The following is a 13,520-nucleotide window of genomic DNA, read 5'->3' as shown; positions in this document are numbered from 1 at the left end:
ACAGGCATATGTACGACGAACATTATGGACTGACCGGTCGGCCCTTCCAGCTGACCCCGGACCCGAAATTCTGGTTCGAGACCGCTACGCACCGCAAGGCGATGGCGTATCTCGGCTATGGCCTGGCGCAGGGCGAGGGCTTCATCGTCATCACGGGTGATATCGGCGCGGGCAAGACCACGCTGGTCGGCCACCTGATGGACACGATCGACCATAAGAGCCTGAATGCGATCAAGATCGTTTCGACCGCGATCGAGGCGGAGGATCTGCTCCGGATTGTCGCGACCGATCTGGGCGTCGATCCGGCGGGGCTCGAAAAGGCGCAGCTGCTGACCGCGATCGAACGCGGGCTCCACGCCGTCGCACGCACCGGGCGGCGGACGCTGCTGATCGTCGACGAGGCCCAAGCGCTGCCGGTCTCCGCGCTCGAAGAGCTGCGGATGCTGTCGAACTTCCAGGCGGGTGGCCAGGCGCTGCTGCAGATCCTGCTGCTCGGCCAGCCCGAATTCCGTGATCGGCTGCACGGCTCGGAGCGGCTCGAACAGCTGCGCCAGCGGATCATCGCGATCCACCATCTCGATCCGATGGAGGAGCATGAGGTCGCCGATTACATCGCGCACCGGCTGTCGGTGGTCGGCTGGACCGGCAACCCCGATTTCCAGGACGATTCGTTCGCTGCGCTGTACCGCGGGTCGGCGGGCGTGCCGCGTAGGCTGAACCTGCTCGCGGGCCGCGTCATGCTGCACGCCGCGGTCGAGGGGCTGACGCTGATCGACGCAGGCGTGGTCGAGGCGGTCACGACCGATCTCGACACCGACCTGCCGACCTTGTCGATGGGCAGCCCGGCGGCAGCGGACGAACCCGCCGCCGCGCCGTTGCCGATCGTGAACGCAACAGAGGCGCCGGAGACCGCATCGCGCTGGCACGCCATCGGCCCTCGCGACGATGACGGCGCGCACGACGCGCTCGCGGCGCGTGTCACCGAGCTAGAGGCGCGGGTCGAGCAACAGGATGCCGCGTTGCGCCGCGTGCTGACGCTGCTGGTCGACTGGGTCGAAAGCGATTCGGCCAAGCCCGAATACGCCCCGATCCGGGGTGTCGCGAACTGGCACGACGCGGCCTGACGACCATGCGCAACGGCCACGTTCTGAATGGCATGTCCGTGGACGTCGAGGAGTGGTTCCAGGTCGGCGCGTTCGAACGCGTGATCGACAAGGGCGACTGGAACAGCCTGGACTCGCGCGTCGAGGCGAACACCGACGCGACTCTGGCGCTGTTCGCGGAGAGCGGCGTCGTCGGCACCTTCTTCACGCTCGGCTGGGTCGCGGACCGCTATCCGCGGCTGATCCGCCGGATCGTCGATGCGGGGCACGAGATCGCCAGCCATGGCTGGGACCACCAGCGCGTCTTCACGATGGACGCCGCGACGTTCCGCGCCGATCTGGCGCGGACGCGCGCGACGATCGAGGATGCCGCGGGGCAGACGGTCACCGGCTACCGCGCGCCGAGCTTCTCGATCGACCAGCGCACCCCCTGGGCGCATGTCGTCCTTGCCGAAGAGGGCTACACCTACTCCTCCAGCGTCGCGCCGCTGAGGCACGATCATTATGGCTGGCGCGAGGCGCCGCGCTACGCGTTCAAGCCGCTGCCGGACAGTGGGTTGATCGAGCTGCCGGTGACGGTCGCGCAGATCGGCAAACGGCGGCTGGCGACCGGCGGCGGCTTCTTCCGCCTGCTGCCGTCCGCGTTGACCGATTTCGCGGTGCGTCAGGTCAACGGGGCGGACCGGCCTGCGGTGTTCTACTTCCACCCCTGGGAAATCGACCCCGCCCAGCCGCGTGTCGCCGCCGCACCGATCCGGTCGAAGCTACGCCACTACTCCCGTCTGGCGGCGATGAAGGGCAAGTTGCGCGGGCTGATCGGCCGGCATGAATGGGGCCGCGTCGACGCGGTGATTGCGGGCGAAGCGGCACGACTCCGATGACGACGCCGAGCGTCCGCGAGGCGGATCTCCGCGACGCGGGCGAAGCGGCCAGGATCAGCGCGTTCGTTCAAGCCAGCGAAGGCGCCACGCCGTTCCATCTCCCCGCCTGGAGCCTCGCGGTGCAGGCTGGGTGCGGCCAGCGCGCGCGCTACCTGATCGCGGATCGGGCCGACGGATCGATCGCCGGCGTGTTGCCACTCAGCGAAATGCGCTCGCCGCTGTTCGGGCGTGCGCTGGTGTCGACCGGGTTCGGCGTCGATGGCGGCGTGCTCGGCCAGGCGGTGGAAAACCTGTCGGCCGCAGCCTGGGCCCTGGCGCAGCGGATCGGCTGCCCCTCGGTCGAATTGCGCGGCGGCGCGGCACCCGTCGGGTGGACCAGTGACGCCACGAGCTATCTCGGCTTCGCCCGCGACCTGGCGGCCGACGACGATGCCGAGATGCTGGCGATCCCGCGCAAGCAGCGTGCCGAGGTCCGCCGCGCGCTCGGCTTCGATCTCGAAATCGCGACCGGTACGAGCGCGGCGATGCAGGCCGAGCACTACCGCGTCTATGCCGAATCGGTCCGCAACCTCGGAACGCCGGTGTTCCCCGCCAAACTCTTCCGCGCGGTGATGGCGGGGATGGACGCCGACATCCTGACCGTCCGCCATCAGGGTCGCGCGGTGGCGAGCGTGCTCAGCCTGTACTTCCAGGGCACCGTCTATCCCTATTGGGGCGGCGGCACCGACGCGGCGCGCGGGCTTCGCGCCAACGACCGGATGTACTTCGCGCTGATGAGCCACGCCCGCGCCCGCGGCTGTACGCGCTTCGACTTCGGCCGCTCGAAGACCGGCACCGGCGCCGCGGCATTCAAGAAGAACTGGGGCTTCACCCCCGAACCGCGCCTCTACGCCAAGCGCAGCGACGGCCCGGCGCGCGAGGTGAACCCGCTCAACCCGAAATACGCGCTGATGGTGCGGACGTGGAAGAGGCTCCCGCTCTGGGCCGCCAACGCCGCCGGCCCGTGGATATCCCGGGGCCTGGGATGAGCGCGCTGCTCTTCCTCGCGCATCGCGTCCCGTTCCCGCCCGACCGCGGCGACAAGATCCGCAGCTTCCATATCCTGCAATATCTAGCGAAGCGTGCGCGCGTACACCTCGTCGCGTTTGCGGAGGACGAAGGGGACTTCGAACCCCCGGTGGCGTTCACCGATATGCTGGCCAGCTGTATGATTGTGCCGCGCACCAAGTCGCAGGCTCGCGCCGCGATCGAAGCATTGGCCAGTGGTAAGCCGGTCTCGCTCACCGCATTCGCCGACCGGCGCTTCGCCACCGCGATGGCTGCAGTGCGCGCTCGGGATTCGATAGCGACCACCTTCGTCTTCTCGGGTCAGATGGCGCAGTATCTCAGCCCCGACGACCTCGCGATCATGGATTTCGTCGACGTCGATTCCGCCAAGTTCGCTGGCTATGCCGCCGACGCGCGCGGGCCGATGCGCTGGATGATGCGCCGCGAAGCCCGCCTGCTCGGCGCGTTCGAACGCGACGTCGCCGCGCGCGTCTCTGCCAGCCTGTTCGTCAGCGACGCCGAAGCCGCGCTGTTCCGCGCCGGCGGCGCGCAGGGCAGGGTGATGACGGTCGAAAACGGCATCGATTCGGCAAGGTTTTCTCCCCTCCCTGAAAGGGAGGGGCCGGGGGTGGGTGGTTCTTGTGGAAACGCCCCCCTCATCGTCTTCACCGGCCAGATGGATTATCGCCCCAACATCGACGCGGTCACGTGGTTCGCCCGCGACATCCTGCCGATCGTCCGCCGCCGCCACCCCGCGCGCTTCGCGATCGTCGGCCGTGCCCCCGCCGCCGCGGTGCAGGCGCTGGCTAGCGACGACGTCCTCGTCACCGGCGCGGTCGACGACGTCCGCGGCTGGCTCGCCGCGGCGGACGTCTGCGTCGCGCCGCTAAAGCTCGCACGCGGCATCCAGAACAAGGTGCTCGAGGCGATGGCGATGGCACGCCCCGTCGTCGCCTCCGCCGCCGCCGCCGAAGGCATCGACCATGCCGCCACGATCCGCGTTGCCGACGATGCGCAGGCGTTCGCGGACCGCATCGTCGACCTGCTGGACGATCCCGCTGCCGCGGCCACGCTCGGCACCAGCGCCCGCGCGCAGGTCATCGCCCGCTACGGCTGGGACGCCCGCCTCGCGCCGCTCGACGCGCTGCTGGGGCTCGATCCTCCCCCGCCAGGGGGAGGTGTCACCGAAGGTGACGGAGGGGGCGGACATACAACCCCGGTCATCGCTTCCGCCCCCTCCGTCGGGCTACGCCCGCCACCTCCCCCTGGCGGGGGAGGATGATGTCCGCATTGCAACGCTGGCGCCGCCACCTCATCGCGCTGGCGCTCGTCGCAGCCGCATTGCTCCTGCTGTTTCGCAGCGACGTCGCCGACCTGGTGCGGATCTGGTGGACCAGCACCACCTTCGGCCACTGCCTCTTCATCGGCCCCGTCATCGCCTGGCTAGTCTGGCAGCGCCGCGTTGAGCTCGCACAGCTGACCCCCACCGGCTGGTGGCCCGGCCTCGCGCTCGTCGCGGTCGGGGGCGGTGGCTGGCTGATGGGCGATGCCGCCTCGGTCGGGCTCGTGCGCCAACTCGGCCTCGTCATGATGCTGCAAGGCGCGGTGGTCACGATCCTCGGCCCCAACGTCGCGCGGGGACTGCTCTTCCCGCTCGGCTACGCCCTGTTCCTCGTGCCGTTCGGCGAAGGCCTCGAACCGCCGCTCCAGAGCATCACCGTCGCGATCGTCATGCCGCTGCTTCATCTCGTCGGCGTGCCCGCGGTGGTCGACGGCGTGCTGATCCACGCCGGCCGCTACTGGTTCGAGGTCGCCGAGGCGTGTTCGGGCGCGAAGTTCGTCATCGCGATGGTCGCGTTCGGGGTGCTGGTCGCCAATCTCTGCTTCCTGTCGTGGCGGCGGCGCGCGGTGTTCCTGGTCGTGTCGGTCGTCGTGCCGGTCATCGCCAACGGCTTTCGCGCGTTCGGGACGATCTGGGCGGCGGACCTCACCTCGGTCGAGGCGGCGACCGGGTTCGACCATATTGTCTATGGCTGGGTGTTCTTCGCAGCGGTGATGGCGGGCGTGCTCGCGCTCGGCTGGCGCTGGTTCGACCGCGCGCCCGACGATCCCGCCTTTGATCCGGCTAAGTTGCAAGCCGTGCCGCGCCGTCGCGTCGACCTGCTGCTGGCGTCGGTCCTGGTGCTCCCCACCGCAGCGATCTTCCCTGCGTGGAGCGCCAGCATCGCTGGCCGCGCGGCGATCCTCCCGGCGCATATCGATCTGCCCGAAGTCCCCGGCTGGCACCGCGTCGCGCTCAGCACCCGCGCGCCCTGGACCCCTTATTATCCGAACGCCGACCACATCCTGTTCGGCCGCTACGCCGATGCGTCGGGCGAGACCGTCGATCTCGCCATCGCGGTCTATGGCCGCCAGCGCGAGGGCGCCAAGCTGGGTGCATTCGGCACCGGCGTGCTGCGCGAGGAGGATCGCTGGGTCCGCGTCGCCGATCTGCCCGACCTTCAGGGCGGCGCGATGATGCGGATCACCGCGCCGGGCCCGGTGGAGCGGATCGTCGGGACATGGTACCGCGTCGGGCATGTCACCACGCACGATCTCACGGCGATGAAGCTCGCGACGCTCCAGGCACGTCTGCTCGGCGGCCCGCAACGCGCGGTCGCGGTCCATCTGTCGACCGAGGCCGCGTCGCCCGCACCGATCGCGCGGTTCCTGGCGGCGCTCGGGCCGATGGATCGCCTCGCCGACCAGTCCGCGGGCCTCCACTAGAATGTGCGGCATCGCCGGGATCTTCCACCCGGGCACGCCAAAGCCGGTCGACCCGACTCGCGTCCACGCCATGATCGCCGCGCAGGCGCATCGCGGGCCCGACGGCGACGGCATCTGGACCGCGCCCGGGGTCGGCTTCGGCCATCGCCGGCTGTCGATCATCGATCTCGCCGGCTCGCCGCAACCGATGTCCGACGGTGCGCTGACGGTCACCTATAATGGCGAAATCTACAATTTCGCCGAGCTGCGCGCCGAGCTGAGCGCCAAGGGCGCGGTGTTCCGCACCGCGGGCGATACCGAAGTGCTGCTGCACGGCTGGCGCGCTTGGGGGCCGTCGCTGCTCGACCGGCTGAACGGCATGTTCGCCTTCGCGATCCACGATGCGGGGACGCTGTTCCTCGCGCGCGACCGGCTGGGAGTGAAGCCGCTTCATTACGTCGAACTCGCTGACGGATCGGTCGCCTTCGCGTCGGAACTGAAGGGCTTGCTCGCCCACCCGCTGGTCCGCCGCACGCCCGATCTGCGCGCGGTCGAGGATTACCTCGCGCTCGGGTATGTCCCCGACGACGCGTGCCTCGTCGCCGGCGTGAAGAAGCTTGCGGCCGGCCATTTCCTGCTCGTCGAGCGCGGCCGCCCGGTGCCGCAGCCGCGCCGCTATTGGGACGTCGACTTCTCCAACCGCGCGCGCGGCTCGGCGGCGGCGCTCGGCGAGGAGCTGGTCGACCGGATGCGCGCCGGCGTACGCAGTCGGATGGTCGCCGACGTGCCGCTGGGCGCGTTCCTGTCGGGCGGCGTCGACAGCTCCGCGGTGGTCGCGCTGATGGCGGAGGCCAGCCCCAAGGCGGTGCGCACCTGCACGATCGGCTTCGACGAGGCGGGTCACGACGAACGCGCACACGCCAGCGCGGTCGCGCGCCGCTTCGCCACCGATCACCGCGAACGCGTGGTCAGCAGCGACGATTACGGCCTGATCGACACGCTGGTCGCCAGCTTCGACGAGCCGTTCGCCGACGCCTCCGCGCTCGCCACCTATCAGGTCTGCGTGCTCGCCCGCGAGAGCGTCACCGTCGCGCTGTCGGGCGACGGCGCGGACGAGGCGCTCGCCGGCTACCGTCGCTACAAGTTCCAGGCGGCTGAGGAACGCGTCCGCAGTATGCTGCCCGAGCATCTCCGCCAGGACGTGTTCGGCACCCTCGGCCGCTGGTACCCGAAGGCCGACTGGGCGCCGCGCCCGCTCCGTGCGAAATCGACGCTGCTCGCGCTCGCGGCGGGCGGCGGCGAAGCCTATGCCCGGTCGGTCGGCGTCACCACGCCCGAACTCCGCGCGCAGCTGTTCAGCGATAAAGCGCGTGGCGGTTTGGCCGGCTACCGCGCCGAGGACCGCTACGTCGCGACGATGGCCGACGCCCCCGCGCGCGACGCGATCGACCGCGCGCAATATGCCGACATCAAGCATTGGCTGCCCGGCGACATCCTGACCAAGGTCGATCGCACCAGCATGGCGGTGGGGCTCGAGGCGCGCGAGCCGCTGCTCGACCACCGGCTGATCGAATTCTGCGCGACGCTGCCCGCGTCGATGCGGCTGCACCGCGGCGAGGGCAAATGGCTGATGAAGAAGGCGATGGAGCCCTATCTGCCGAACGACATCCTCTACCGCCGGAAGATGGGGTTCGTGACCCCAATCAGCGCGTGGTTCCGCGGCGGGCTGGCGGCCGAGGCGCGGGCGCTGGCCAAGTCGCGGACGCTCGGCGAGACCGGCTGGTTCGACATGGCCGTCCTCGCCCGGATCGCCGAGGAGCATCATGCCGGCCGCACCGAGCATGGCCGGACGCTGTGGCAGTTCGTGATGCTCGAACGCGCGATGAAGCGGATGTTCGGGTAATGCAGGGGGACTTTACCCTTACCCGTTCCTGCTGAGTAGAGACCGAGTAGCCCCGAAGGGGCATATCGAGGGCTCGTAATCGAAGCACAGGTTCCGCGCGCCAACCTGTCCTTCGATACGTCGCTTCGACTGCGCTCAGCCGCTGCTCAGGACGAACGGATGGGGTGTTCGCAGGAGTCGAGTAGCTCACTCGATCAAACCCTATAACGGCGCTTCCGGACCGATAGCTTCCCCCATCCACCGATCGAACAACTGCGGCCACAACGACCCCGGCGAACTCTGCGGCAACCGCACGCCGAATCCGTGACGCCCGCGCCGCAGGATATGCGCCTCGACCGGGATCCCTGCGCGCCGTGCGGCGGCGAGCAGGTCGATGCTGTTGACGACGGGGACGGTGTCGTCATCCTCGGCATGCACCAGGAACAGCGGCGCCTCGCCGCCGCGCAAATTGCGATCTATCGCGTAGCGCGCCTGCATCGCCGGGTCGGGGAGGGGGCCGAGCAACTGCGCGCGCGATCCGCCATAGCTGCGCCCCGCGTCCATGTTCGACACCGCGTACATCAGCCCGGCAAAGGCCGGCCGCGCGGGTTCGCGGTCGGCGGCGTCGATCGCCCGATAGACCGGGAGCGCATGGTGGATCTCCAGCGAGCCCGCCAGATGCCCGCCCGCGGAAAAGCCGAGCACGCCCAGATGCTCGGGACGGATCGCATAGCGGCGCGCATTGGCGCGGATCAGCCGCATCGCGCGCTGCGCATCGGCGAGCGGCACGTTGGCGCGGTCCGCCCAGCCTTCGCCCGGCAGGCGATAGCTGAGCACGAACACGGTGATGCCGAACCCGTTCAGCACCCGCGCGACGTCGATCCCCTCGTTGCGCTGCGATGTCATCGAATAGCCGCCGCCCGGGCAGACCAGCACCGCGCGGCCGTCGGGCCGCAGTGGCCGGAACACGCCGACTTCAGGATGCAGCACCCCGCGCAGCTGGATATCGCGGAAGAAACCCGGCCGCCCGGTGATCTGCGGGCGGGGGCGCGGCGGTGGATTCGGCGCGCCGACCGGGATCCCCGGCCACAGCGCGAACCGCTCCGCCGGCGGCCAGACGGGGATGTCGGACGGCGCGACCCCGGTTTGTGCGCCCCCGGTCTGTGCAAACGCCTGAGGCGCGGCGCCGGCGGCAAGGGGAATGGCGAGTAGCGAGCGGCGGGACGGCGTCATGGCGCGGCTGTTACAGCACGAGCATCGTCGGCGTCACCCGCTTCTGTCGCCACGGAGCGTTCGAACAAATTTGTACCCCGGCGAAGGCCGGGGCCCAGTTGGGAAGGCCGATGTAACGAAGCGTGGTCCGTCATCACGGCTCTTCCCCAACTGGGCCCCGGCCTTCGCCAGGGTAGCGGAAGCGGCTCAGAGCGCTCTACCGCCGAGACGCCCCACGCAAAGCTGAGCCTATTCGAACAGGAACGCCGCTCCGAATCCCGCGCAGATCAGAACACCGCCATCGCGGCATGGAGCGTCAGCGCGACCAGCATCAGGGTCGACAGCAGGAACAGCACGAATCGCGGCTGGACCCGGTTGCTGGTCGCCTGCACCAGGCTGTGCGCGATCCGCAGCGCGACATAGGCCCAGGCGATCCACGCGTTCACGCCGTACCCGGTGCCCGACAGCGCCAGCACCGCGCCGACCGCGTAGAACAATGTCGGCTGCTCGGTCAGGTGGTTGTAATTGTGCGCCTTCCACTGAGTCTTCGCCGGCAGCACGCGATCGGCGTCCGACGCCTTGGTGCCGACCAGCGTAGCCAGATCGATCCCCGCCGCCTTCATCGCCGGCAGCCGCGTCGCGACCGTCCAGACGAGCATTACCAGCGTCCAAGCGATCAGCACGACCATCGGCCGCAGAATCTCGCTCTGGACGACGTCATCCATGAAAAAGCCTCCCCCGGTGTCCCGGAGGAGGCTGCCTCAAACGCCCGGCCGACGCAATGTCGGCCGGCACGTCATGTTTACTCGAACGAAGCGCCCCACTTGCGGACCGGGCGGTCCTTCCACAGGCCGCGGTGATAGGCATCCGACGCCAGCAGCGGCATCACGCTGCCCGCTTCGGCGAACACCATCTGCTCGATCGCGGTGTTGACCTTGCCCCACGATGCCGCCTCCTGCAGCGTCGAGGACGAGCAGGCACCGTCGCGCACGTCGGCGACCGTGATCTGCACCGCGTATTTGTGGACCTGGACGTCGTCGTGGCCCAGGATCTCGGCGCAGACGACCGTGTCCTGGATGAAGTTCTTCGGTACGCCGCCGCCGATCATCAGCAGGCCGGTGACGCCCGCCTTGATCTTGATCTCGGTCAGCTCGCGGAAATCGGCGATCGCGTCGAGCACCATGTACGCCTTGCCGGCCTTGGCCGAATCGACCTGATGCTTGACCAGACCGAAGCCTGCCGACGAATCGACGAACGCCGGGCAGAAGATCGGCACGTCATGCTCGTAGGCGAGCTTGACGAGGCTGTTCTCCTTCTTGCCGTGCTCGACGAGATACTTGCCCATCTCGCGGATGAACTCGCGGCTCGAATAGGGGCGGGGTTCCAGCGTCTCGGCGATCTCGAAGATCGTGTGGTCGACGTGCTGGAGCTGCTCCTCGTCGATGTACGTGTCATAGATCCGGTCGATCAGCAGCGAGCGCAGCACGTCGTCGTGCGGCACGTCGAGCGCCTGATAATGTTTGTGGCCGAGGCCCTCGAAGAAATCCATGTCGACGATCGACGCGCCGGTCGCGACGATACCGTCGATCATGTTGTTGCGCAGCAGCTCGGCATACAGGTCCATGCAACCGCCGGCGCTCGTCGAGCCCGCGATCACCAGGAAGATCGTGCAGTCCTTGTCGGCCAGCATCTGGTTGTAGATGTCGGTCGCACGGCCCAGGTCGCGGCTGGTGAACGACATCTTCTTCATCGCATCGACGATCGGCCGCGCGTCGAAGCTGGTGATGTCGATATGCTCGACCTCGGTCGAGAGGAGTTCGGCCTTGCGGACGTCGTTCGGGCGGGTGTCGTTGGTGGCTTCGGTCATGTTTATTCTCCCCCCTCCCGCAAGCGGGAGGGGTGGAAGCTAAATGTTACAGCGTGACGACGTTCGACGCGACAACCTCGAAGCTGTCGTCGTACAGCGACACCATCGGCTCGTCGGTGACGACCACCGTCTGGTCCGATCCGAACCCGTTGAACGCGGTCCGCATCGCAGATCCGTACGCGCCCAGCATGCCGATCTCGAAATAATCGCCGGCCTGGATGTCGGCGGGCAGCATGAACGGCCCGGCCATATGGTCCATGTCGTCGCACGTCGGGCCATAGAAGCTAAACTCCATGTCCCGCGCCCGGCTGTCCGGCTCGCGCAGCAGCTGCACCGGGAAACGCCAGCCGATATGCGCCGCATCGAACAACGCGCCGTACGCGCCGTCGTTGATGTACAGCTCCGACCCACGACGCTTCTCGACGCGGACGATCAGCGACGAATATTCCGCGCACAGCGCCCGGCCCGGCTCGCACCACAGCTCGGACGAATAGCTGACGGGCAGCGATTCGAACGACCGGTGGATGGTTTCGAAGAACCGCTCCAGCGGCGGGGGCTCCATACCGGGATAGCTCGACGGGAAGCCGCCGCCGACGTCGATGACGTCGACCGTGACCGCCGCCTCGACGATCGCCGCACGCACGCGCTCCATCGCGTTCGAATAGGCCTCCGGAGTCATCGCCTGCGAACCGACATGGAAGCAGATGCCGAGTGCGTCCGCCGCCTGGCGGGCCGCGAACAGCAGCTCCTTGGCTTCGTGCGGGGCGGCGCCGAATTTCGACGCGAGGCTCAGCTTCGAATGCTCGGACGACACCCGCAACCGGACGCAGAGCGTCAGGTCGTCGGCCGCCTTGGTCGCGCGGACGATCTTCTCCAGCTCTTCCAGGCTGTCGAGAGAGAAGGTGCGCACGCCGTGCGTGTAATACGCCTCGCGGATCGCTTCCTCGGCCTTGACCGGGTGCATGAAGCACAGGGTCGCGTCGGGCAACGTACGCGACACCAGCCGCACCTCGGTCAGCGAGGCGACGTCATAGTGCGTGATGCCGTTGTCCCAGAGGATTTGGAGCAGTTCGGGAGACGGGTTCGCCTTGACCGCATACATCGAACGACCCGGGAACTTCTCGACGAAGAACCGGGCCGCGCGGGCTGCGGCGTGGGGACGGACCAGAGTGACCGGATTAACCGGTGAAAGGGTGGTCGCTAACCCCAGCGCGTTATGATGCTTGTGCAATTCAAGGGACCTCCAATGTCCTGAGACAAATTACGAAAACACTGCCTTGCGGTTGGAAGTCCCATGGGGCAGCGGAGGTGCGATCTAGGGCCGCTGCCCCCCCATGTAAAGCGGTTGTGGTCCACGGGAGACGATGTGTGACGATTTTGCGACAGCCGACACGGGCGGGGGTGCGCGACGCGGCAGAAAAGATCGCGCGGATACTGCCGCCGACGCCGCTTTTCACAGCTGAAATCAAGGGCGTGCAGGTCGCGTTCAAGGCGGAATCGCTGCAGCCGATCGGCGCGTTCAAGATTCGCGGCGCCTGGCACCGTCTGACCGCGCTCGACGACGACGCGCGCAAACGCGGAGTCGTGGCGTTTTCGAGCGGCAACCATGCGCAGGGTATCGCCTGGGCGGCGAAGAGGCTCGGTATCGCCGCGACGATCGTCATGCCCTCCGACGCCCCCCGGCTGAAGCGCGAGGGCGCGCTGGCGCTCGGTGCGGAGGTCGTGACCTACGACCGCGCCACCGAATCGCGCGAGACGATCGCCGCGCGGCTGGCGGAGGCGCGCGGCGCGACTCTGGTGCCGAGCTTCGACGACGCCTGGATCATCGAAGGGCAGGGGAGCGTCGGGATCGAGGCCGCCGCACAGATGGAAGCTCTCGGTCTAGGGGCGCCGACCCGCGTCGTGATCCCCTGCGGCGGTGGTGGACTTTCCGCGGGCATCGCGCTCGCGCTGAAGGACGCCGCGATCACCATCGTCGAACCCGAAGGCTGGGACGACATGACCCGCAGCCTGGAGGCATCATGGATCGAACCCGTCGGCCCCAACCCACCGCCGACCGCCTGCGATTCGCTCCAGACGCAGCGCGTCTCGCCGCTGACTTTCGACGTCCTGTCGCGCCGGGATGCAACGGGCGTCGCGGTCAGCGAATCGGAAACCGCCGCCGCACAACGCTGGGCGGCGGAGAAGCTCCGGCTGGTGATCGAGCCCGGCGGCGCGGTGGCGCTGGCGGCGGCGCTCGCGGGCAAGGTGTCGGTCGCACCCGGGCTGCTCGTGATCCTTTCGGGCGGCAATGTCGATCTGGCCGGCTATGCGAAGGCGATTGCGGGCTTCTGACGATCCGTCCATGCTTGCTGGCCTGTGGTGAAACGGATTTGGGATACGCGCATGTATAGGGGCTTGGCTGGTGTAATCCTGTCAGTGGTCGGCACACCTGCGGGCGCGCAGTTGCTGTCGGTGCAATTGTCGTATCCGCCCACCGCCCTTCGCGCACGTCAAGAGGGCGCGGTAGGATTTGAGGTCAAACTCGCAAAAGACGGCCGCGTCACTGGCTGTCGCATCACGCAAACCAGCGGACATGCCGATCTTGACCAGGCAACCTGCACCCAGCTCCGGGCGACCGCGCGGTTCAAGCCAAGCGTGGATGCCGAAGGTAAGTCGGTAACCTCAACCTATGCGAGTAGATTGCGTTGGCGCATACCGCAGCCGACGCCCGTTTCGGCGCCTGCGCCGCAGCACTGAGTCGGCGGGGTTGATGTTGGGGATTCATCTCTCGCGCAAACGAT

At 68.3% G+C, this 13,520-nt stretch carries 12 protein-coding genes; 8 read left to right on the top strand and 4 right to left on the bottom strand.

The genetic code is table 11. The features are described from left to right. Positions 1-8 precede the first annotated feature (8 nt). From U1701_RS15775 to U1701_RS15750, 6 genes are read left to right on the top strand one after another with little or no spacing between them, the layout of a single operon-like run. Complete coding sequence (locus tag U1701_RS15775; protein WP_332783532.1) at positions 9-1,124, top strand: ExeA family protein; 1,116 nt, start codon at positions 9-11, stop codon at positions 1,122-1,124. A 32-nt stretch (positions 1,125-1,156) separates the two neighbouring features. After that, positions 1,157-1,984, top strand: a complete 828-nt coding sequence (locus tag U1701_RS15770) for an XrtA system polysaccharide deacetylase (RefSeq protein WP_332783531.1) — start codon at positions 1,157-1,159, stop codon at positions 1,982-1,984. After that, positions 1,981-3,012, top strand: a complete 1,032-nt coding sequence (locus tag U1701_RS15765) for a FemAB family XrtA/PEP-CTERM system-associated protein (RefSeq protein WP_332783530.1) — start codon at positions 1,981-1,983, stop codon at positions 3,010-3,012. The genes U1701_RS15770 and U1701_RS15765 overlap by 4 nt, the downstream gene beginning before the upstream one ends. Next, positions 3,009-4,313 carry a TIGR03087 family PEP-CTERM/XrtA system glycosyltransferase gene (locus U1701_RS15760; protein ID WP_332783529.1) on the top strand — a complete coding sequence of 435 codons (1,305 nt, stop codon included), beginning with the start codon at positions 3,009-3,011 and terminating at the stop codon, positions 4,311-4,313. The genes U1701_RS15765 and U1701_RS15760 overlap by 4 nt, the downstream gene beginning before the upstream one ends. Continuing rightward, on the top strand, positions 4,313-5,797 hold the full coding sequence (xrtA, locus tag U1701_RS15755) for an exosortase A (RefSeq protein WP_332783528.1): 1,485 nt from the start codon (positions 4,313-4,315) through the stop codon (positions 5,795-5,797). The genes U1701_RS15760 and xrtA overlap by 1 nt, the downstream gene beginning before the upstream one ends. Position 5,798: 1 nt before the next feature. Further along, on the top strand, positions 5,799-7,679 hold the full coding sequence (locus tag U1701_RS15750) for an XrtA/PEP-CTERM system amidotransferase (protein ID WP_332783527.1): 1,881 nt from the start codon (positions 5,799-5,801) through the stop codon (positions 7,677-7,679). 201 nt (positions 7,680-7,880) lie between these two features. Here U1701_RS15750 and U1701_RS15745 read toward each other — a convergent pair whose 3' ends face one another. The 4 genes from U1701_RS15745 to U1701_RS15730 all read right to left on the bottom strand — a co-directional run bounded on the left by U1701_RS15745 (position 7,881) and on the right by U1701_RS15730 (position 11,968). Then, positions 7,881-8,891 carry an alpha/beta hydrolase gene (locus U1701_RS15745; RefSeq protein ID WP_332783526.1) on the bottom strand — a complete coding sequence of 337 codons (1,011 nt, stop codon included), beginning with the start codon at positions 8,889-8,891 and terminating at the stop codon, positions 7,881-7,883. 266 nt (positions 8,892-9,157) lie between these two features. Beyond that, the gene (locus U1701_RS15740; RefSeq protein WP_332783525.1) at positions 9,158-9,595 is read right to left on the bottom strand and encodes an MAPEG family protein; all 438 of its coding nucleotides are present in this window, start codon (positions 9,593-9,595) and stop codon (positions 9,158-9,160) included. Positions 9,596-9,672: 77 nt separating this feature from the next. Then, complete coding sequence (locus U1701_RS15735) at positions 9,673-10,737, bottom strand: 1,9-bis(guanidino)-5-aza-nonane synthase (protein WP_332783524.1); 1,065 nt, start codon at positions 10,735-10,737, stop codon at positions 9,673-9,675. A gap of 46 nt (positions 10,738-10,783) precedes the next feature. Beyond that, positions 10,784-11,968 carry a type III PLP-dependent enzyme gene (locus tag U1701_RS15730; protein ID WP_332783523.1) on the bottom strand — a complete coding sequence of 395 codons (1,185 nt, stop codon included), beginning with the start codon at positions 11,966-11,968 and terminating at the stop codon, positions 10,784-10,786. 137 nt (positions 11,969-12,105) lie between these two features. Here U1701_RS15730 and U1701_RS15725 point away from each other — a divergent pair, with 137 nt between their 5' ends. Beyond that, on the top strand, positions 12,106-13,071 hold the full coding sequence (locus tag U1701_RS15725) for a threonine ammonia-lyase (protein ID WP_332783522.1): 966 nt from the start codon (positions 12,106-12,108) through the stop codon (positions 13,069-13,071). Between the two features lie 51 nt (positions 13,072-13,122). Continuing rightward, positions 13,123-13,476 carry an energy transducer TonB gene (locus U1701_RS18755; protein ID WP_443026077.1) on the top strand — a complete coding sequence of 118 codons (354 nt, stop codon included), beginning with the start codon at positions 13,123-13,125 and terminating at the stop codon, positions 13,474-13,476. Positions 13,477-13,520 lie beyond the last annotated feature (44 nt).

It is taken from the genome of Sphingomonas rhamnosi, from assembly GCF_036663615.1.
In the GTDB taxonomy this organism is placed as follows: domain Bacteria; phylum Pseudomonadota; class Alphaproteobacteria; order Sphingomonadales; family Sphingomonadaceae; genus Sphingomonas.
The sequence above is the reverse complement of the archived record's forward strand: the minus strand, read 5'-3'. Positions and strand labels throughout refer to the sequence as shown.